The organism is candidate division TA06 bacterium B3_TA06, assembly GCA_005223075.1.
Classification (GTDB): domain Bacteria; phylum Hydrothermota; class Tepidihabitantia; order B3-TA06; family B3-TA06; genus B3-TA06.
Map to the genome: position 1 here is coordinate 136,395 of NJBO01000003.1, position 20,334 is coordinate 156,728.

General features: G+C 52.8%; 18 protein-coding genes. 14 read left to right on the plus strand and 4 right to left on the minus strand.

All coding sequences use genetic code 11. From position 1 onward, the window contains the following. Positions 1–29 precede the first annotated feature (29 nt). The 8 genes from CEE36_03355 (at position 30) to CEE36_03390 (ending at position 9,278) form a co-directional block, all read left to right on the plus strand. Entirely contained in the window at positions 30–1,100 is a 1,071-nt protein-coding gene (locus CEE36_03355; GenBank protein TKJ43737.1) for a hypothetical protein, read from the plus strand. After that, the gene (locus CEE36_03360; GenBank protein TKJ43738.1) at positions 952–1,392 is read left to right on the plus strand and encodes a hypothetical protein; all 441 of its coding nucleotides are present in this window, start codon (positions 952–954) and stop codon (positions 1,390–1,392) included. Before CEE36_03355 ends, CEE36_03360 begins: the two co-directional genes overlap by 149 nt. Then, positions 1,389–3,284, plus strand: a complete 1,896-nt coding sequence (gyrB, locus tag CEE36_03365) for a DNA topoisomerase (ATP-hydrolyzing) subunit B (protein ID TKJ43739.1) — start codon at positions 1,389–1,391, stop codon at positions 3,282–3,284. The genes CEE36_03360 and gyrB overlap by 4 nt, the downstream gene beginning before the upstream one ends. A gap of 23 nt (positions 3,285–3,307) precedes the next feature. Then, complete coding sequence (locus CEE36_03370; protein TKJ43740.1) at positions 3,308–4,351, plus strand: peptidase M28; 1,044 nt, start codon at positions 3,308–3,310, stop codon at positions 4,349–4,351. Then, complete coding sequence (locus tag CEE36_03375) at positions 4,296–6,422, plus strand: elongation factor G (GenBank protein TKJ43741.1); 2,127 nt, start codon at positions 4,296–4,298, stop codon at positions 6,420–6,422. Before CEE36_03370 ends, CEE36_03375 begins: the two co-directional genes overlap by 56 nt. Positions 6,423–6,703: 281 nt before the next feature. Next, a complete protein-coding gene (locus CEE36_03380) occupies positions 6,704–7,594 on the plus strand; it encodes a hypothetical protein (GenBank protein ID TKJ43742.1) in 891 nt (296 codons plus the stop codon). Next, positions 7,531–8,430, plus strand: a complete 900-nt coding sequence (locus tag CEE36_03385; protein TKJ43743.1) for an ABC transporter — start codon at positions 7,531–7,533, stop codon at positions 8,428–8,430. The genes CEE36_03380 and CEE36_03385 overlap by 64 nt, the downstream gene beginning before the upstream one ends. Positions 8,431–8,447: 17 nt before the next feature. Further along, positions 8,448–9,278 carry an ABC transporter gene (locus tag CEE36_03390; protein ID TKJ43762.1) on the plus strand — a complete coding sequence of 277 codons (831 nt, stop codon included), beginning with the start codon at positions 8,448–8,450 and terminating at the stop codon, positions 9,276–9,278. A 64-nt stretch (positions 9,279–9,342) separates the two neighbouring features. Here CEE36_03390 and CEE36_03395 read toward each other — a convergent pair whose 3' ends face one another. From CEE36_03395 to CEE36_03405, 3 genes are all read right to left on the minus strand, one after another. Further along, positions 9,343–9,873: a hypothetical protein gene (locus CEE36_03395; protein TKJ43744.1), complete on the minus strand. Its 531-nt coding sequence runs from the start codon at positions 9,871–9,873 to the stop codon at positions 9,343–9,345. Then, complete coding sequence (locus CEE36_03400) at positions 9,870–10,082, minus strand: hypothetical protein (GenBank protein TKJ43745.1); 213 nt, start codon at positions 10,080–10,082, stop codon at positions 9,870–9,872. The genes CEE36_03395 and CEE36_03400 overlap by 4 nt, the downstream gene beginning before the upstream one ends. A 164-nt stretch (positions 10,083–10,246) precedes the next feature. Beyond that, positions 10,247–10,714 (minus strand): hypothetical protein, encoded by a 468-nt coding sequence (locus CEE36_03405; protein TKJ43746.1) that lies wholly within the window; start codon positions 10,712–10,714, stop codon positions 10,247–10,249. 572 nt (positions 10,715–11,286) lie between these two features. Between CEE36_03405 and CEE36_03410 the strand changes: the two genes are divergently transcribed. The 4 genes from CEE36_03410 to CEE36_03425 all read left to right on the plus strand — a co-directional run bounded on the left by CEE36_03410 (position 11,287) and on the right by CEE36_03425 (position 15,998). After that, complete coding sequence (locus tag CEE36_03410; GenBank protein TKJ43747.1) at positions 11,287–12,441, plus strand: hypothetical protein; 1,155 nt, start codon at positions 11,287–11,289, stop codon at positions 12,439–12,441. Between the two features lie 443 nt (positions 12,442–12,884). Next, on the plus strand, positions 12,885–13,925 hold the full coding sequence (locus CEE36_03415) for a short-chain dehydrogenase (protein ID TKJ43748.1): 1,041 nt from the start codon (positions 12,885–12,887) through the stop codon (positions 13,923–13,925). A gap of 213 nt (positions 13,926–14,138) precedes the next feature. Continuing rightward, the gene (locus tag CEE36_03420; protein TKJ43749.1) at positions 14,139–14,903 is read left to right on the plus strand and encodes a hypothetical protein; all 765 of its coding nucleotides are present in this window, start codon (positions 14,139–14,141) and stop codon (positions 14,901–14,903) included. Positions 14,904–15,290: 387 nt separating this feature from the next. Then, positions 15,291–15,998, plus strand: coding sequence for a hypothetical protein (locus tag CEE36_03425; GenBank protein ID TKJ43750.1), 708 nt, complete (start codon positions 15,291–15,293; stop codon positions 15,996–15,998). A gap of 144 nt (positions 15,999–16,142) precedes the next feature. Here the strand turns inward: CEE36_03425 and CEE36_03430 are convergent, their stop codons facing one another. Then, a complete protein-coding gene (locus tag CEE36_03430) occupies positions 16,143–16,622 on the minus strand; it encodes a hypothetical protein (GenBank protein TKJ43751.1) in 480 nt (159 codons plus the stop codon). Positions 16,623–16,887: 265 nt separating this feature from the next. Here CEE36_03430 and CEE36_03435 point away from each other — a divergent pair, with 265 nt between their 5' ends. Both CEE36_03435 and CEE36_03440 read left to right on the plus strand, forming a co-directional pair. Then, positions 16,888–18,375, plus strand: a complete 1,488-nt coding sequence (locus CEE36_03435) for a hypothetical protein (GenBank protein TKJ43752.1) — start codon at positions 16,888–16,890, stop codon at positions 18,373–18,375. After that, complete coding sequence (locus CEE36_03440) at positions 18,362–19,894, plus strand: hypothetical protein (GenBank protein ID TKJ43753.1); 1,533 nt, start codon at positions 18,362–18,364, stop codon at positions 19,892–19,894. The genes CEE36_03435 and CEE36_03440 overlap by 14 nt, the downstream gene beginning before the upstream one ends. Positions 19,895–20,334: the final 440 nt, after the last annotated feature.

Genomic DNA, 20,334 nt, shown 5'->3' on the forward strand with positions numbered 1-20,334 from the left:
CTGGGTCCCCACAAGAGCGCTTAGCGCTCTTGTGGGGTGAAACTGTGTGGCTTGCTGAAATCTCCGTCTCTGGTTTTCGCAACCTTGCCGAGCAGGGTCTGGAGTTCGATCCGCGGTCCAACATTATCTTCGGGCCTAACGGCTCGGGTAAGACGAATCTTTTGGAGGCGATCACCGTCCTTGCCTCGGGCCGCAGCTTCCGTACCATCCAGGACGATCAGCTCCTGGGTTTTGAAGCCCCTCATTTCCGTATAGCCGGGAAGGCAAGAAGTTCCAAGGATAAGGAGTGGTCTGCGAGGGTTTACTTCTCGCCTGCCGAACGCAAGCACTACTTCTTTGACCGGCGCGAGATAGCCAAACGCTCCCTTTATGCCGGTTGGCTGCCTGTGTTCGTATTTCTCTTGGACGACCGCCGCATTGTGGCTGGTCCACCTGCATACCGCAGGGCGTTCATCGACGAAGCTGTAGCCAAGCTTTCTCACGCTTACCGATGGATGCTTTCAGAGTTCCGCAAACTGCTTGCCCACCGCAACGCGCTGCTGCGCAGGCCTGGAGGCGACGATGAGCTTTCGGTATGGGATAAGCGCCTGGCCGAGCTGGCAGGCGAGATCCGCGAGCGGCGCTTGGAGTACTGGCAAAACTTCAATGGTCACTTCCAGCAGATGAGCCGGCGTTTCCTGCCCGCTGATGAGATTCGGTTGGAGTATCTTCCAAACGTGGGCGGGAAAGAAAACTATCTTGAGGTTCTGGCTCGAAGCAGGGAGGCGGAGCGTCAGGTTGGCTACACCCGCCGCGGTCCGCACCGCGACGACTTTCGTATTCTTCTCAACTCTCGCCCATTGCGTATCTTCGGTTCCTACGGCGAGCATCGGCTTGCAGCCCTTGCCCTTGCCTTGGCCGAGGCCCAGACCGCGTTGGCCGCCGGACGCAGACCCATCTATCTCATGGACGATGTGGCTGCCGAGCTTGATAACGACAACACACACCTGCTCTTCGATCTTATTCGTTCCAAGGGTCAGCTTTTCTATGCCTCGGCCCACCCGCCCGCACTCGAAGGAAGACGTTTTCATGTCAGGCAAGGAAAGATCAGGCCGGTTTGAGCCGCTGGGGCAGGCCCTGCAGCGGGTCATCAAAGGACGGCTGGGCAAGCGGCTTGCCTCCTATGATGCTTGTAAGGTTTGGCCCAAGGCCGCAGGACCAGAGATCGCTAAAAGATGTGTTGCATTGGGGATAAAATCGGGTATACTTTATGTTGCAGTGCCAACCAATGTCTGGCTCACCGAGCTTAGTGCTTTAAAGGAGAAGTTGATCCAGAGCATCAACGAGAAGTTGGGGAAGGAGGTGGTGAAGGGAATCAGATTTCAAATCGGAGTTTCTAAGAGGAAGAGATGACAAACAACTACGATGCTTCGCAGATTCAGGTTCTTAAGGGACTTGAAGGGGTACGCAGGCGACCGGCTATGTATATAGGCGATGTCGGGATGCGCGGACTGCACCACCTGGTTGTAGAGATCGTCGACAACTCGATAGACGAGGCTATGGCCGGGGTGTGTAAGCATATAACCGTTACCCTTGAGGAGCCCAACAGGGTCTCTGTTGAGGACGACGGGCGCGGTATCCCTGTGGATGTCCATCCTGAACTTGGTCTTCCAGGCCTTGAGGTGGCGATGACCGTGCTGCACGCCGGAGCTAAGTTCTCGGGTAAGGTTTATATCATCTCCGGTGGGTTGCACGGGGTGGGCGCCTCGGTGGTAAACGCGCTTTCAGAGTGGATGGAGGTAGAGGTATATCAGCACGGCAAGATCTACGTCCAATCCTACGAGAAGGGGGTAACCACAGGGCCGATACAAATCAAGGGCAATACGAAGAAGACCGGCACGAAGACGACCTTTATCCCTGATCCTACCATCTTCAAACGCACCAGCTTCAATCCTGAGATCATCGCCACCCGGCTGCGTGAGGTCGCCTATCTTAATCCTGATCTCGCTATCAAGCTTGCGGATAAGGTCAAGGGAACAGAGCAGGTTTTTGCCTTCAAGCGGGGCATCGTGGACTTTTTGGCCTACCTTGATCAGGGACGCATCAGGCTTCACAAACCGTTATACTTCAGGGATTCGCGCAACGGCATAGAGGTGGAGACTGCCATCGAGTACACAGACAGCTTCGCCGAGAACATCGTTACCTTTGTCAACACCATCAACACCCATGAGGGGGGGACGCATCTTGTGGGTTTCAAGGCGGCGCTAACAAAGACCTTAAACGAGGCCGCGCGCAAATCCAACTCCAAGGGCAAGGCCATCGATCTTACCGGTGAGGACGTTCGTGAGGGGCTTACGGCGATAATCTCGGTGCGGATGCGCAACCCCCAGTTTGAGGGGCAGACAAAGACAAAGCTTGGCAACAGCGAGGTGCGAGGAGTAGTAGAATCCATAGTTTCGGAGGGACTATCCAGTCACTTCGATGAGCAGCCGCGGGTTTTAAATCTCATCCTTCAGAAGACAACTTCAGCGGCGCGCTTGCGAGAGGCGGCGCGTAAAGCTCGCGAACTCGAACGAAAGAAGAGCCTTTTAGCCTCCGACACCCTGCCGGGCAAGCTTGCCGACTGCTCGTCCGACAATCCAGATGAGTGCGAGCTCTTCATAGTCGAGGGAAACTCAGCAGGCGGCTCGGCCAAGCAAGGACGCGACCGCCGCTTCCAGGCCGTGCTTGCCCTGCGCGGAAAGATCCTTAACGTGGAGAAGTCCGGACTTAATAAGATACTGGCCAATACGGAGATAAAGGCCATCATCAGCTCGGTGGGGACGGGCTTCGGTGAGGAGAGCTTCGACGATTCACGGGTGCGATACTCCAAGATCATCATCATGGCCGATGCGGACGTGGACGGCTCGCACATCCGAACACTGCTTTTAACCCTTTTCTACCGGCACATGCGCGATCTTATAGAACAGGGAATGATCTACATCGCGCAGCCACCGCTTTACCGAATCAAAAAGGGAAAGAAGGAGGCCTACCTTTACTCCGAGGAGGAGCTTGAGGCGTTCCGTAAGGATGAGTCCCATCCGGAGCGTCTGGAGGTGCAGCGATTTAAGGGACTGGGTGAGATGAACCCGGAGCAGCTGTGGGAGACTACCATGAATCCGGAGAAGCGCATCTTAAAGAAGATCAGCGTGGCGGATGCGGCCGAGGCTCACAAGGTCTTTTCGGTGCTCATGGGCTCGGAGGTCGCGCCGCGACGGGAGTTCATAGAAGAAAACGCACAGTTTGTTGAGAATCTGGACATCTAGGAGGATTTGTGGACAGACACGCGATGTTTGCAGAGTTGACCGAGGCTTTTGGGCCTTCCGGTTACGAGGGCGACGTTCGTGCTATCATGGCGGGGCACTTTTCAGGCTCTATGAGTGTATCCACCGACCGTCTCGGCTCGGTAGTCGCCTCACATGAGGGCGAGGCGAAAGGCCCTAAGATCCTAGTCGCCGCCCACATGGACGAGGTCGGGTTCATGGTCAAGCACATCACCAAGGAAGGCTACATCCGCTTCCTGCCCATAGGCGGCTGGTGGCCGCAGGTGCTTTTAAGCCAGCGGGTTAATGTGCGCACCCGCAAGGGTGATTTCGAAGGGATCATAGGCTCCAAACCACCGCACGCCATGAAGGAGGACGAACGAAAGAAGCCTCCAGAGATAGACGAGCTCTTCATAGACCTTGGTGTGGTCGGAGAGAAGGGGGCAGCCGATGCGGGTGTGCGCCCCGGCGACCCTATAATCCCTGTCTCACCCTTCAGGTTTCTTGCCAACGGAGTTCTAGCTGCCAAGGCGTGGGATGACCGGGTAGGGTGTGCGGTGCTCGCCGAATTAGCCAACGATCTTCCAAAACATCCCTCAAGGCTCTATCTGGCCGGGACGGTTCAGGAGGAGGTAGGGCTTCGCGGCGCTCGAACCGTCGCCGGTCTGGTTGAGCCTGATGTGGCGTTCGCCATAGACGTATCGCTTTCCTCAGACACCCCTGGTGCCGATTCCGACGCGGTAGAGAAGTTCGGGGCAGGAGCCGCAGTGCTTGTTCACGACTCAACCATGATACCTAACGTAGCCTTGCGCGATTTCGTGTGCGAGGTTGCAGAGGCCGAGGGCATCAAGTATCACCTGACATCCCTTCACGGCGGCTACGACACCGGTGCTATACACATCTCAAAGATCGGCGTCCCCTCCATAGCACTGGGTTTGCCATCGCGCTACATCCACTCACACGTCTCGGCAATCTATGAGGAGGACTACTCAGCTCTCCTTAACTTGATGAAGGCTGTTACCCAACGCCTGGACTCCAAAAAGCTTTCTGAGATTACCAAGTTTGTCTGAAGGAGGTTTGGTGAACGATCCTAAGAAGATAAGGACCTTTGGATTCTTCGGACACGGCGGTTCGGGCAAGACCAGTCTGGCCGACGCTGTCCTTTACCTCACCAGTGCCAACTCCAGACAGGGCAAGGTGGACGCAGGCACCTCGATCTTCGACTTCGACGAGGCCGAGATAGAGAGAAAGATCAGTCTCAACCTTGCCCTTGCTTCGTGCGAGCATGCAGGCACCATCTTTAACATGGTCGACACCCCTGGCTATGCGGACTTCATAGGCGAGATGATCTCCGGTGCCCGCGCGGTTGATCTTGGTGTAGTGGTGATAGATGCCGCCGAAGGCATCGGGGTGGGCACCGAGATGAGCTGGAAACGTCTTGCCGAAGAAAAAAAGGGCAGGGCGCTCTTTATAAACAAGCTGGGCAAGGAGGATACCGACTTTGCCTCCGACTATAGCCAAATGGTTGATGCATACGGGACCTCGGTTGCGCCGATAACTATACCCATAGGTTCAGGCTCAAGCCTTTCCGGGGTGGTAGATCTCCTCAACGAAAAGGCCTATGTGACCAAGGACGGCAAGACCGAGGAGGCTCCGATCCCTGCCGACGTCAAAGGCGACGTGGAAACCTACCGCGAGAAGCTCATAGAGGCTATTGTCGAGCTGGATGAGGACCTCTTGGAGTCCTATCTCGAAGGCAACATCCCAACGGTGGAGCAGCTTACCCCGGTGCTCAGGAAGGGTATCGCCGAGGGGGCAGCCTATCCTCTGTTCGCTGGAGACGCGCTCTCTCTCGTCGGTGTGAAGCCCTTCATCGAGTTCGCGGCCTCCTTATTCCCCTCGCCCCTTGAGATACTTCCACTAAAGGTGCAGGAAGGTGGTGAAGAGAAGGAAATCGCTCCCCATCCCGCGGGCGACGCGCTGGCCTACGTTTTCAAGACCGTCTCCGACCCTCATCTGGGTGATCTGCTCTACGTTCGTGTCTTCTCTGGCGAGATTGCATCCGGCTCCACCCTTAAGAACACCGATCAGGGCTCCTCGGAACGTATCGGACAGATCCTTTCCATCCAGGGCCGCGAGCGCTCCGAGATCGGTAAACTTTCCTGCGGCATGATAGGCGGGCTGGTTAAATTGAAGTCCACCGGCACTGGAGACACCCTCTCCTCCAAGGCGGCTCACTCCATTGGCAAGATGGAGTTTCCCAACCCGCCCATCTCGGTGGCTATCGTGCCCCAGTCCAAGGGCGACGAGGAAAAGGTCTCCAATGCGCTCGCCAGGTTGCACGACGAGGACCCCACCTTCGTCTACCGGTTTGACCCCGAACTCAAGCAGCAGCTTATTTCAGGCATGGGCGAGCTGCATCTCGACGTCATCCTGTCCAAGCTCAAGAAGAAGTTCGGGGTTTCGGTGGATACCCGCAAGCCGCGCATCCCCTATCGCGAGACCGTCACCCTAGAGGCGACCGCCCGGGGACGTCACAAGAAGCAGACCGGCGGTCGCGGTCAGTTCGGCGACGTGTTCCTTCGCCTGGAGCCTCTGTCCTTGGGGTCAGGGGCGGAGTTTGCCTCGGAGATCTTCGGCGGCGCCATCCCATCCAAGTTCATCCCGTCTGTGGAGAAGGGTGTGCGCGAGACCGTTGCACAGGGCTTTTTGGCCGGCTACCCGATGGTTGACCTCAAGGCCACGGTCTACGACGGAAGCTTTCACCCGGTGGACTCATCGGATATCGCCTTCAAGCTTGCCGCACAGATAGCGTTCCGCGCTGCTTGTGAGAAGGCAAAACCCATACTGCTTGAACCCATCCTGACCGTCGAAGTAACCGTTCCCGAGGAGTTCATGGGCGACGTGATAGGCGATTTGAACTCCCGGCGGGGCAAGATACAGGGCATGGACTCGGTGGGTCGCAACCAGGTGATCAAGGCTTTAGTGCCCGAGGCGGAGATGTATAAGTACGCGACGACTCTCAGATCGGTAACCCAGGGACGCGGGTTCTTCACCGCGACGTTCGATCACTACGAGCCGGTGCCTCGTGAGCTCTCGGCCAAGGTCATCGAGGAAGCGAAAAAGGCTAAAGAGGAATAAAACACCCCGCACGTCCACTTCGCGTCCGCGCTGGGACCCCGGCAATTAGTGCTCCTTTTCCCCTAGAAGGGGAAAAGATCGCAAGAATGAATCTGTAGGGGCCGATTTTAAGTCGGTCTCTTTTCTTTGCTTGCGATCTTTTGACCCCAAGGTCGGCCTTCTCTCTTTTCTGCGAACTTTCGTTGCGTAGCAACGAAAGGAGCATTCAAAAAGGAGCAAAATCTGGCTTGACATTTCGCTTTCTCTTCCTATTCTATTAGCCAAGAGACCAAGGAGGATTGATGCGGCGTGTCGTGGCGATAATGCTAATCACTTTAAGTACCATTAGTCTCACAACTTGCAGGAAGAAACCGCCCGAACCCTCAACCGACAAGGTCAAGGTGGTTGTTACAATACCCGTCCTTGCGGCTTTCGCCAGACAGGTGGGCGGCGACCGGGTCCAGGTTACCACGCTGCTTTCTCCGGGGGCATCACCTCACACCTTTGAGCCCACACCCTCCCAGGCCAGAGCAGCGGCCCAGGCCGATCTTGTGGTCCGCATCGGTCTTGACGCCGATCGCTGGATCCAGGGGCTTCTGCCCCAAAACGTTCCAATCGTTACGGCCACCGAACTTGAAGGCATAGAATTGATCACCGAGAATCACGGTGAAGCTCACCTGCATGCCGGTGCCAATCCCCACATCTGGCTTGATCCTGCCTACGCCAAGATTATCTGCTCCGCCATAGCCGAGGAATTAGGGCGCATCGATCCTCGGGCCCAGTCGGTCTATGAAAAAGAGAGGGATCGGTACCTCACGGAGCTTGACTCGCTTCATATTCGCATCGAGGCCGCGGTAGCCGAGTTCGGCTCAAAAAAGTACGTCTCCTTCCATCCCGCCTGGATCTACTTCGCCTTACGTTACAGTCTTGAACGCGTTGCCGTAATCGTCTCCTCGCCAGGCAAGGAACCTACTCCGAGACACCTACAGGAGGTGATCGAGTCTATCAAGAAGACCGGTGCACGCGCGGTTTTTGCCGAGCCCCAGCTCTCGCCCAAGGCGGCCCAGGTTATCGCAAAAGAGGCAGGCGTTGAGGTGCTCTTCTTGGACCCATTGGGCAAGCAGAATGAATCCTACATCAAGCTTATGGATCGCAACCTGGCGGTACTTTCAGAGGCTATGGGGGGCAGGTGAGTTCCAAAATCCTGGTTAGCCTTGAGGACGTCAGTGTACGCTTTCAAGAGCTCACGGCTCTTCATGATGTGAACATCCAGATAACGGCGGGCTCATCCACGGCGCTCATAGGTCCGAACGGGGGCGGGAAGACAACGCTTCTCAAGGTGATAGCAGGCCTTATCAAGCCTACCCAGGGAAGGGTGCGTTACTATGATCTCAAGCGCGCCAGGATAGGTTACGTTCCCCAGGAGAGCGTGGTTGACTGGCGCTTCCCTGTGAGTGCCCTGGATGTGGTGCTCATGGGACGGTACCCGGCTTTAGGGCTCATAAGACGAGCGGGCAGGCACGACCGCGAGATCGCACTTACTATGCTTGCTCGCGTGGGGCTTAGGGATGTGGCCAAGCGTCCGGTAGGGGCACTATCCGGCGGGCAGAAGCAGCGCGTGGCCATCGCCCGTGCGCTTGTTGGTGAGCCGAAGCTTATCCTGCTCGACGAACCCACCTCAGGCGCGGACGTTGAGGCAAAGGACCGTTTCTATTCCCTTATCCGCGAGTTGAAGAAGGAACTTTCCCTCACCATACTGGTGGCAAGCCACGATCTTGTGGTGGTGCCGAGTTTCGTTGACGATGTGGCCTGCGTGGCGAAGAGTGTGCATCTGCACGCTTGTCCCTCCGAGATCTGGGATGAGGAACATTTCCAGCGGTTATACGGGACCCAGATGGAGGCGATCTTCCACGGAAAGGTCCCCCACCGAATGGTTGCACCCCACGCGAAGGCGAAGCCTTCGCGTGGGGACCCCGCCCGTACCCGTAACACCCGTAACACACCAAAATCGGAGAAGGGGAAGAGATAGTGTTTGAGGCTGCGTTTATGCAGCGAGCTCTGATCGCCGGGGTGCTGGTATCCGTACTGCTCTCCATTCTTGGGTTCTTCGTGGTCTTAAGAAAGATGAGCTTCATCGGTGTGGGTATCGCTCACGCCGCGTTCGGTGGTGTGGCCCTGGGACATCTTTTAGGTATTCCTGTCTTTCTTTCCGCCTCGGTATTCTCCGTGGCCGCCGGTCTTGGCATAGGTGCGGTAACCCGTCGTGGAAGGATCAAGGAGGACACGGCGATCGGCATTTTTTTTGCCGCAGGCATGGCTCTGGGGGTGCTTTTTCTCTCACTTAAACCGGGCTACATCACTGACCTTGCAAGTTACCTGTTCGGCTCGATCCTGGCGGTTACCCCTACAGATCTCTGGATTATTGCCGCCGCAGCATTCCTCATTCTCGTCCTGCTTGCCCTCTTCTTCAAGGAGCTTATTGCCTCAAGCTTTGATGCCGAGCTTGCTCGCGCGTCGGGTATACCCGAGGGGTTCTTATTCTATCTTCTCCTTGGATTGGTCTCCCTTGGGATCGTTTCCGCGATCAAGCTCGTGGGGATAATCCTCGTCTCGGCACTACTTGTGCTGCCCGCGGCCACAGCGCTTCAGTGGTCCAGGCGCTACGGGTGGGTGCTTGCGCTTTCAGCGCTCTTCGGCCTTGCCTACACAGTGAGCGGGCTCGCAATCTCCTACTGGATCGATATCCCATCGGGTGCAACGATTGTGATTCTGGGAACGGCCGTCTTCCTCCTCTCCCTTGCTATCTCCCCATTACGGCGCCGCAAGGGTAGTCACCCAGACCGAACACGAAGTGCTCGATCGGGGACCACGGGATAGACCTATTGCTGATTCTTGCAGACGATCTCCCCTCGCCTCCTTCCGGATAACCCTTGCTTTCTAGTTATCGGTTGGAAGCGGATTTCTTCAGGACTTGCTCCCGGTTTCTAGGGCCGTCCAGTGTCTCAAGAACGCTGACGATCTCGTCAAGGAGCTCGGTCACACGGAAGCCGGACTTGGCCGATCCGATAATTATGCCCTTGAGTCCCTCGGGCTCTCCTATAAGCCGGGTAACCCGGCGGCGTTCCTTCTGTACCCCCGGCTTTATGTTGGCGAATACCAGGAAAGGAACCTTTGACTCGCTGAGGAACTCAAGGATCTCCTTATCACGATCGTCGAATCGCCGAGAGTAATCCAAGACCCACACCGCCACGTCCATCCCCCTTGCTACTACGTCGCGCACTATGCGGAAGCGGGCCTGACCCGGAGTTCCAAAAAGATGCAGTTTGTAGTTTTTATGCTCTTTGTTGCCGTAATCCAACGCTATGGTGCGACCGTGACGCTCGATGTTAATGGCCCCCGGAACGATGTTTTGCACAAGCGTTGATTTCCCTGCTTCGTCCTTGCCCACTATTACAACCTTTGCAAGCTTCATTTGCTTTCTCCTGAAACAAGATTGATCGCCCCTTTACTTACGCGGCGAGGGATGCCTGAAGGACAGCAGACAGAGGTGAGGGGTTGAATACCGATGAGGCATATCAGGTAGTGTTTGAGTCCTTCACGCTCCACCGGCCCTCGAGCCAGCAAACGGTTCCAGAATGGCAGCCCACCCCTTGTAGGAACACACTCCCCTTCTCGAGGCATCATGATGCAGCAATCCTTCCTCCCGGAGTTCTCAACTAAGAGACACGTGTAAACCCTCAATTCGTCTACCATCTACAAGAGGTTACTCAGCACGCCACTCCACATATTAAGTTTGGGTTGTTCTGTGTTCTTCTTGTTGTTCAAATCCTCTGGCATCGTTAAACTCAGGGGCTCCACGGGGATGGTGATTGGCCTGTAGCAGGCCCGGATGACCTATCTTCAGGCTGTGGCGGGGGGGAAGGGACCTTCGGGGCTATAGCTCGATTAACTATGATGCGAATCTCCTCTGCTGTTCTGGAAAGCAAAAGAAACAGTATCCCCAGCTTGGCGGATTCGTCTGTGACCGCTACCAGGACGCCATCATCCCCTGCAGCCTGAAGTATTATGTAGCCCCCGCCGCCTTTGAAGTAGACCTGTTCCAGCTCACCTACCGCGAACTCCTTGGTTGTACGCTCACCCAATCCCAGGACAGTGGCACTCATAGCGGCGATTGCGTCTTCATCGGTGCTGCTAGGCAGAGCCGAGGCCAGCATGAGTCCGTCAAGGCTCACGAACGCCGAAGATTTTATCTCAGGCGCCGATCGGTTGAGGTGGGTTAGCACTTCTTGCAATTCATCCTTAAGTCCAGGCATGTTGCCTCCTTGAGTTCTTCATTAAAACGAACTATACACGAACTTAGCAGGGCTGTCAACTACTTTGGTCGTTCTTGAGTCGAGAGATAGTTGCCGTGGTGGTCGCAGACGCTAAAACCTGAATTATCTTGTTTCTAGTATGGGTTCGGTAGTCAGGGAGGTATCTATCATAACTTTTTGATTATCGAGACGATGTTACCAGCGAACAACTTGAGAGGGCAATGGTTGCCATCAACAAAATATCCCCCAGATACAATACTCTTCTCACCTTGCACCTCCATCTATAGAGGTCTGTGCTAGCTTTTTCATCACGACAACCAGAGTATAGCCGTTAGCTTTACCCTGTCAAGGACGCCTGCCGGCTCGATTGACGTCCGTGGAAAGCATCGTATCTGCAGTGCGCTTCGCCCTCTAGGGCACAGGCACCCGCTCGACCAGCGTTCTTTTATCCATCTCGCATTTGACACCCCCGCGGTCTCAGCTATAATTCTATAGTTAGGAGGGCACTACTTTCGTAGATTGAGTGCCCATTTCAAGAGAGTTTGAGTTTAGTTCTCAAAAGGAGGAGTTTTATGCGCAACTCAGAAAGTGTTCGTATCTTAGTCGTCATTATCATGGCGCTTTTCATGCCGTCGGTGATCTCAGCCCAAGCCGAGCCTGTCCACAGGCCTGTATCCGTTTCGTTCGTTCCCGGCTTTGGTTCGAATGGTCCACCCTACACTCACGTTACTTCTAACTTCTCGCTCAACATAATCGGAGGTCTTATCGGTAACATCGATGGCTGCGAGATAGGCGGTGTTCTCAACATAGATAAGGGTCACGTCACAGGTTTTCAAGCCGCAGGTGTGGGCAACTTCGCAGGCGGCGACGTGGCCGGCTTACAGATCGCAGGCGTAATTGACGTTGTCGGTGGAGAATTCAGTGTTGCCCAGATCGCAGGCGTAACTAATGTGGTTCGAGGCGAAGCCGCGGGCGGGCAACTCGCCGGTGTCGCAAACATTGTACTTACTCATGTCAGGGGGGTGCAACTTGCCGGAGTGATGAACTTCGCCTTGGGTGACGTAACCGGAGCGCAGATTGCCGGTGCCGGGAATATGGTAGGCAGGAACAGTACCGTCCAGATAGGTGTGGTTAACATTGCGCTTGGCGAGACGTACACGCAGGCGGGTGTGGTTAACATCGCGGGGCACGCCCGTGGCCTGCAGCTGGGCGTGGTTAACGTCGCCACCGATAACGACGGCGTACCTATCGGCATCGTCAGCATCGTTGCAAACGGGCAGTTCCACATAAACGCCTGGACGGATGAAAGCTCACTTCTCAACGTGGGTATAAAGCTCGGCTCCAAGCACGTCTACAACGTTTATGCCGTCGGACTGCAGCCAGTGGGTTCATCTCTCAGAAGCAGGCTGGGACTGGGAATCGGCGGACACATACCGGCCGATCCGTTCTTCCTCGATATCGACGCTGTGGGTTACAATGTCTCAGAAGGGCTGAGATTCTGGAGTCAGGAAGGACTCAACATGCTCAACAAGCTTCGCATTACCGGTGGCTGGCAGATTAGCCCCAAGCTTGCCATAACCGCAGGCCCGACCATTAACGTCTGGGTCTCCACCGAGGAGGACGGTTCGGATATACCCCTCTTTGACCTGCTCATCTATGAGCATCAGGGTGAGAAAACCTGGATTCGCATCTGGCCCGGATTCTCGGTGGGGGTGCAGCTGTTTTGAAGCCTCAGAAAAAGGGTGACAAAAACTCCCCAAATACTGGTCAAAAGCTGGACACCCTTACGGGGTCCCCGCGACGATACGAAGTAGCGTCGTGGGGTAAAAAAAGCTGGTCAAAAGCAGCTGTGTGGGGTGAGTGAAAAATGTAGGGGCCGACGTTGACGCCTATGGCGTCCGCTTCGCGTTAGGTCGGCCCATGTTGTTAATTCACCCTCCCCCTACCCCCTCCCGTCAAGGGAGGGGTATATTAAGGATGAGGCGGTAGTATTCGATTATCTCTGTCCATGGTCAATACATAGTATCTGTGTAGAACAGACACTCTTGTCTGTTCAAAAGCCTGTTCCAACCCGAAAGCATTGAATAATAACCTCGTAGGGGCCGACTTTTAAGTCGGCCCTTTTTTTATTCACCACACCGTCCGCTTCTGCGAAACGGCTACCTCCCACATGAATGGGGAGGAAATAATCCCCCTCCCTGGTGGACAGCGTGCCCCTTGGGGTGCCAATTTTACTGCACCCCATAGGGTAGGGGGTAGGGGGAGGGTGAATATAACCACCTCACTTGAATGCCACGTCTTCAAGCATCCGGATATAATCTTTGAACGAACCGGACGCCCGACCGGGCACAGGAGACCGTTCTGCATTTGCATTTCATTGATTCCTCGCATACACTTCCTAAAGGAGAGATTGATGACGCAAAAAAGACCCGCAGCGCTCATCACCGGCGCATCAAGCGGAATAGGCGCGGCGTTTGCGCGAAAGCTGGCCTCTATGGGCTACGACCTCCTTCTCACCGGGCGCAGGGAGAAACTCCTGGAAGACCTGTGCGCGGAGCTTTCCACAAGGTACGGAATCCTCGCAGGTTACATGATCGCCGAGCTCGCAGACGAAAGCCAGCTCCGCGAGGTCGAAGATACCATCCGCCGCATGCCCAACCTTCGCATCCTCATAAACAACGCGGGATACACCAGGCTCGAACTCTTTGCCGAGGACTCCATCGACGCCCAGGTGGATATGATCAAGGTGCACGACATCGCGGCGGTGCGGCTGACACACGCAGCAATCCCGATCCTGCGCACGCACAACTGGGGTGCGGTAATCAACGTATCATCCATCGCCGCGTTCCTGATCGGCGCGCGCAACCTGATGTACGACGCAACCAAGGGGTTCCTTTTAAGCTTCTCCTCCTCGCTTCACATCGAGCTCGGCGGCACGGGCATAAGGGTTCAGGCGCTGTGTCCGGGGTTCACCCGCACCGACTTTCACATGAAGTTGGGCTACGGCCCTGAGCATCCCATTTTTCGCCGGCGCAGGTTCATGTCCGCGGATAAGGTGGTTCAGGCGTCGCTCGGCTGCCTTGAGCGCGGCAAGGTTATCTGCATCCCTGGCCGGCGCAACAGGTGGATAGCGTTCATCTGCAAACACATGCCCCGCAAACTCTTCTACTCCCTCTACTCCAAACGAAGGCTTAAAAAGAAACGAGGCTAAATCCGGGGTCCCCAGCCGGATGCGAAGCAGACGGTTGGGGTGAGGGTTGCCTTGACAAGTCCCCATAAGTCGCTATAACTCCATAATGCGGGATGAATCCTTACCCAGGGACAGGCGTCGTCTTTACGGTGACCTTTCCTGGACCTGGCCAATTATCAGTTTCACCCCACGACGCTACTTCGTACCGTCGCGGGGACCCCGTATGTCATTGGTATGCAGGATATATGCACTATGAAAGAAAATCGTCTGTACAAAGATCTTGCATGGACCTGGCCAATTATCAGCCCGCCTGAGGACTATATAGAGGAGTCAAAGAAGTTCCGAGATCTGATCATCAAACACTCAAAGATAGAGGTTAAAACCTTACTCGATCTGGGCTGCGGCGGCGGGCACAACGACTTTACCTTGAAGCGCTACTTTGAAATCACCGGCGTTGACGTAAACTCACAGATGCTCGAGGGGGCAAAAAAACTCAATCCCGAAGTCACATATCTATCCGGCGATATGCGTTCGGTCAGATTAGGTAAGACCTTTGACGCGGTAACCATCTTCGATTCAATCTCCTACATGCTTACGGTTGAAGAACTCCGCGCCGCGTTCCAGACCGCTTACGTTCATCTGAATCCAGGCGGGGTGTTCCTCACCTACATGGAAGAAGAGACCCCGGAGCGCTTCAAACAGAACAAGACCACGGTCTCAACCCACACCAAGGGCGGGGTAGAGATAACCCTTATAGAGAATCAGTACGATCCTGATCCGCGAGATACCACCTTTGAAGCCACCTTCATATTCCTGATCCGGCGCGGAGGCGATCTTGCGATCGAAGCAGACCGCCATCTTCTGGGGATATTCCATCTTGCAACCTGGATTGATCTTGCAAAGAAGGTGGGCTTTGAGGTAACGCTTGCAAACCTCAAGTTAGACGATCCCAATTATCCGGAAGTCCCCATCCTGATAGGCATCAAGCCTTTGAAGTGAGTGCTAGGATGGATGAATTGCAATATCACTCTCCGCTTCGTTCCTGGCGATATATGACGGGCCACACGTGCCCTGAGGCAAGTCGCAGGCAAGAAACTCGGCGTTCACACCGGGATGGTGAGTTATCCTGCCGAAATTCCAGAACCTTCTCGCTCAGGTCGCACCGACCGTCGCATAGCACGGCTGAACCACATCCTGCGCTGGTTCGAGGCCAACCTCAAGGGCAAGAAAATGCTCTTTTTTGTCTTCGACAAAAAAATCGCAGAAGATTTTTAGAGAGTGTTGAATCTCTCTTCTCTAAAGGCAGGATTAGGAGTGAATTCGAGAATAAAGACTTTTGTGGCCGGAAATGCGGGCATCAATTCTTGTAGAAAGGAGAGAAAGAGTATGTTAAGGGAAAAACTTTTTGTGGTAACCGTAATCCTTTTGATAGGTTCTTTCGGTGCCTGTTCAAAGGATGAGGCATTCTCTCTTGAGGTCGTGCCTGGAACAATGGAAGCCCTTGTGGGACGGCGCTGCGTATTCCTTGTTCACCTCATTGAAGGAGAAGAAGATAGCCGAGATGAGGTAAAGATAACTGCCTCGGCCCAAGGCAGAGCAAGCGAAGTTGAGTATACGTCCATAAGCGGCAGCGAGGTTGCAGAGGTTACGGTTATCCCTGATTCTTCGAGCCTTAAAGACACGGTAGTTGTTACCATACAAGGTGAAAGAGGTTCTTACCGCGACACTGTGCAAGTGTTGATTGCGGTTGTAGATGGTTTCGCTACAGACGAACAGAGTGCTATTGAGGTTCGTGACAGGTTTATCCCGTGGCTGGCTGAGAACCATCCTGAACTGGGAATAGACGAACAGGCCTCCTGGATAGGAACATCCGGACGCCCTAACATCCTGGTCGTTTCCCATTACCTCTTCTTCTTCAAAGATTGGGAGATGGGCCTCTCCTGGCACGTTACGATAGCTCCTTACGATTGGGCCAGGATATACCTCAGGCATCGCGGCACCCAGATCACCCCTTCACAGGCGTTCGAGATATCGTCACTTTCCGCACAGAAAGACCCTCACCCGATAACGCCGCCTGATTCGGTAACGCGGTAGGGGTGATGCTTTAGAGGGTTACGCAAAAGGAGTATTTATTTTCGTGGTCCCCGCTTGTGCCCGTCCTTTGGGTGCTTGTGCCCGTCCTTTGGGTACGAAGGTGCGCCTGCACCCCCGTCGGGTGAAGCAACTCCGTGGGGTTAACTAAAAGTAGAACCTGAAGCCGATTCCTCCGCCGAAGCCGAGTTTTACTTCAGGCAAGAGGACAATAAGAGGATCGAGCTCCGCGTAGAAGCTTACCGGGCTGTAGATGTACTCTAGACCAAGTGGGATGCGCCCGGCAAGGAGTATATAAGCCTCTGGATAGTGAGGATGGTCAGGATGGTAGCCGCCTCCACCGAGCAATCCACCCACGCCAACGTAAGCGGCAAGGGCTCCTGTGGGAACATCCAGAGGGAAGTGGTAAAGATACCCGGCCTGGAGGGTAAACCTATCACTGATGATGTTCCAGCCGATGGTCGCGTCCACGGCGTTATTGCCCCCCAGCCAGAACTTCCCGGTAATACCGGTTGGTTCTCCCAGCTGCAAGCCGATGCCTACGTCCCCATGGCTTGCGTGCGCTGCCTGGGCTGCCCCTGCGAGAGCAATTAAAAGCAGCATCGAAATCATAAGTATTCTTTTCATTCTGCCTCCTATTTTTATAAGCATAGCCGTATTGGTTTATTTGTCAATAGGGAACACCATACGCGGAGACCCCGAGTAATAATTCCTCCTCCCTTGATGGCGATAGTGCCCCGTCGGGTAGGGGTAGGGTGGATAGCGTTCATCTGCAAACCCCTGCCCCGCAAACTCTTCTACTCCCTCTACGCCAAACGAAGGCTTAAAAAGAAGTAAAAAGGAGCTTGACAAGGGTTCGGTTTAGGCTATAGTTTAATACTATGGGGAAAAAGTGAAATCTGATTCATATGAGTATGACCTATTCATATCTCATCGCTCTACGAATGAGGATACAGAATTCGCGAAGAGATTAGCTGGAGATATAGAATCCGAAATTTACCAAGGTCCTCCCCTAAAGGTTTTTTTAGATAAATGGGATATTCGAACAGGAAGTTTGCCAGGTTCGATAAACAAAGCAATCTCGAAAAGCCGCTTTTGGGGATTCGTATTAACTCCGGCTTACTTCAGTAGCGATAGTGGCTGGACTGATGCCGAAAGTGACAGTATAATTTCTCTTGACCCTAATAACCGACAAGGCCGAATCATCCCTTTACTTTTTAAGAATTGCATTCTTCCTCCTTTGATTTCGCAATACCCGTACATTGACTTTCGGAATAACTACGAAAATGGTTTGCAAAAACTCCTTTACATTCTGAAAAAACAACCATTTCCGAGAGGAACTAAACAAAGTAGGAAGTTGGTTAGCATACCGGGACCTGTTGAGAGAAGATTTTTACCGGACAAAGGGTTTATTTCAGACGTTGAACCAGACCAGATAGAGGAGTTGCTTCAATGCAACTTGCTTCCTTTTAAACAACTTCCGGATGTTGTTTATCGGGCTTTTGTTTTCCAGAAGTATGCTAGATATCAGAAGGATGAGATAAAAAATGTAATACGTGATGCGCATAAGGGAATACCTGCCTTTAGACTTCATAAAAAAAAGATCATTACCTTTCATAATCTGCACGCCTCAGATGTACCATTAGGATTAGTTGTTGATCACGATTATATCGAAGAAAAGCCTACTAAGGAACTCTTGCAGAATGTAAGTGACCGTAATATAGTTACTTCCTTGCTTAACATGGAGATTGACAGGTTTCTCTATCGGTTAGGTCTTATTAAAGATGAGACTAAACCTGATAAACACCGTTTCTATTTTCCGCCCAAAAATGGAACAGTAAATATTATTTGGTGGAAAGCATTTCAAAAGCGAGCATCGCGGAAAGTGGCCAAACCATGTAAAAAAGATGGTGAAGTAATGTTTTGGAGGCATGCAGCGGCAAATATCAAAGCAATGTACCTTCAAGGGAAGTATTACCTACACATTGAGCCTACGTGGGTTTTTACAGAAGATGGCTCAACAATAATTACAGGGGCACTTGCTGGTAAATTAGCAATAAGGTGGGCAGGGCCTGAACGCAATCTCGGCATACTATACCATATTCGTTTTTGGACTTCGATCATGAGGGGTAAATCAGGGACGATAGTTATTAAGACAGGAGACCAAAATGTGAAGATTTCGACTAGGCCAGCCTTCGTAAGACTGTCATTTGGGATTGCGGACGATCAAAAAAAACCTATGGCATCGTTAGATGAAGAAGCTGAAATAATAACAAAAGATGAAAAAACAATGGAAGATTTAATCGTAGGTTCAGAGGCGGATTTTGAAGATAGTGAATCGAGTGAAGAAACGATAGAGGAAGAATATGAAGAAGTATAGAGTACCTGATTTTGAAAGTGGAGCGCTTGACGAACCTCGTCTTTTATTTGGTGGCGGTAATGACCATGTAGACCCAAAATTTGGACTATCTATTTTCGGCCCTTTTAGTTCTACACCTACTTCGATAATAGTTGGGATTATAGGCATACCTTCGATGATTGCAGACACCGAACAATGGCTTGAAAGGTGTACAAGGGAAGTGACTAATGATAAGGCAAAACCTCGAGAATTTCCGCCTTTCACAGGTATATCTTCTGATTCTTCTTTTAATTGTGAGCTTAAGTACGGTGACCTGTGGTGCGAATCTTTGAACGAATCCGAAATAGAAAAAATATTGAGAATAAACAATTTCAATCAGAAGGTCAGTCGAATAGTTGAACTATATGAAAAGAAGTTGGAAACACTAGCTGGACGAGAGCCTCAACCTGATGTTATAATATGTTGCATCCCTCAGAATGTTATTGATTATGCTGTCGTGGAAATAAAAAAATGGGGTGAGCTTAAACGCAGAAGAATAAGTAAAACAGAACGCATGGCTATAAAATTAGCAGAATTTGGTCAACAATTCTTTTTTAAGGAGGATGACCCAAGGTTAGGTATAGAGGGAGAGCAGTATGGCCACCACAATTTACGTCGTGGCCTAAAAGCAAGGGCAATGCAATACGGTATCCCTACGCAACTCATTTGGCCCAGAACCATAAAATTGGGTGGAACCCAGAAACGAGGATTCAGAGAGCGTGTACTGCAAGATGATGCTACAAGGGCATGGAATTTTGTAGTAGCACTTTATCACAAAGCCAAGGGTATACCTTGGCGATTGGCAAACATAAAGCCTGGAGTATGTTTTGTAGGGATTTCTTTCTTTAAGGAAAGGGCAGCCGAATACCCAAGGATGTGTACGAGTATGGCTCAGACATTTAGCTTCGCTGGCGAGGGGTATGTGCTGCGTGGGAAATCCTTTGAATGGACAAAAGATGTATCGCCCCATTTAAGATATCAACCCGCCAAAGAGCTTATGAACGAAGTCATTGAGTTGTATAAGACTCAGAACAAAGGTCTTCCTCGAAGAGTGGTGGTTCATAAAAGCTCAAGGTTTTGGGAGGATGAAATAAATGGCTTCCACGTAGCGTGTAAAGATATAAGTGAAAAAGATTTTGTTACTATAGGAAAGAGGGGCATACAGTTTTACCGACCAGGCATATACCCTCCACTTAGAGGTACTTACGTCAAATTTAGCGACAAGAACTTCTTACTTTACACTGATGGTTACGTTCCATTCTTGCGAACCTATCCCGGTCCAAGAGTACCTCAGCCGTTAGAGATATTGGAGCATCATGGTGATAGTCCATGGAATACAGTCCTTGAAGAGATATTGGCTTTAACAAAGATAAATTGGAATACGGCAGATTTCTCGTGTAGTAAACCAATTACTCTTGCCTTTGCTCAAAGGGTGGGGGATATTCTTGCAGAATTGCCACCAGGAATGAAGGAAAGGAACGAATACCGGTTTTATATGTGATGTAACCCTCCATTTGACACCCCCTAACAATTACTGCCCCCCACGTCAGCTGACTCAGCCGCGCCGGGACCCATACGGTTCGCCGTCAGCCGACAGCTGTCAGCCGTGAGCTGTCAGCCCCCTTAATTTTGCATTTTGACTTTTGCACCGGAGGGCGACGCTTGCGGAATATTTTGCATTTTGCAATTTGCATTTTGATATTGCGACGAAGTCGCGCTTTTGTCCACCTTTTTCTACCCCAGACGTCGCTTGCGCGTCCGCTTCGCTTCGTGTCCGCGCCGGGACCCATACGGTTCGCCGTCAGCCGTGAGCTGTCAGCCGTGAGCCGTTGCATTTTGCATTTTGCATTTTGATATTTAAAATGGCGACGCAGTCGCGTTCTTGTCCACCTTTTGGGTAGCTTTTGACCACCTTTTGACCGGCTTTTTTGTGCCGTATGC

Excerpts from the sequence above, each read along its gene's own strand:
- CEE36_03420 (TKJ43749.1), top strand. The coding sequence starts at position 14,139 with ATGCAGGATATATGCACTATGAAAGAAAATCGTCTGTACAAAGATCTT.
- CEE36_03425 (TKJ43750.1), top strand. The coding sequence starts at position 15,291 with ATGTTAAGGGAAAAACTTTTTGTGGTAACCGTAATCCTTTTGATAGGT.
- CEE36_03395 (TKJ43744.1), bottom strand. The coding sequence starts at position 9,873 with ATGAAGCTTGCAAAGGTTGTAATAGTGGGCAAGGACGAAGCAGGGAAA.
- CEE36_03370 (TKJ43740.1), top strand. The coding sequence starts at position 3,308 with ATGTTTGCAGAGTTGACCGAGGCTTTTGGGCCTTCCGGTTACGAGGGC.
- CEE36_03360 (TKJ43738.1), top strand. The coding sequence starts at position 952 with ATGTGGCTGCCGAGCTTGATAACGACAACACACACCTGCTCTTCGATC.
- CEE36_03390 (TKJ43762.1), top strand. The coding sequence starts at position 8,448 with ATGCAGCGAGCTCTGATCGCCGGGGTGCTGGTATCCGTACTGCTCTCC.
- CEE36_03410 (TKJ43747.1), top strand. The coding sequence starts at position 11,287 with ATGCGCAACTCAGAAAGTGTTCGTATCTTAGTCGTCATTATCATGGCG.
- CEE36_03400 (TKJ43745.1), bottom strand. The coding sequence starts at position 10,082 with ATGCCTCGAGAAGGGGAGTGTGTTCCTACAAGGGGTGGGCTGCCATTC.
- CEE36_03380 (TKJ43742.1), top strand. The coding sequence starts at position 6,704 with ATGCGGCGTGTCGTGGCGATAATGCTAATCACTTTAAGTACCATTAGT.
- CEE36_03440 (TKJ43753.1), top strand. The coding sequence starts at position 18,362 with ATGAAGAAGTATAGAGTACCTGATTTTGAAAGTGGAGCGCTTGACGAA.
- CEE36_03405 (TKJ43746.1), bottom strand. The coding sequence starts at position 10,714 with ATGCCTGGACTTAAGGATGAATTGCAAGAAGTGCTAACCCACCTCAAC.
- CEE36_03415 (TKJ43748.1), top strand. The coding sequence starts at position 12,885 with ATGAATGGGGAGGAAATAATCCCCCTCCCTGGTGGACAGCGTGCCCCT.
- CEE36_03430 (TKJ43751.1), bottom strand. The coding sequence starts at position 16,622 with ATGAAAAGAATACTTATGATTTCGATGCTGCTTTTAATTGCTCTCGCA.
- gyrB (TKJ43739.1), top strand. The coding sequence starts at position 1,389 with ATGACAAACAACTACGATGCTTCGCAGATTCAGGTTCTTAAGGGACTT.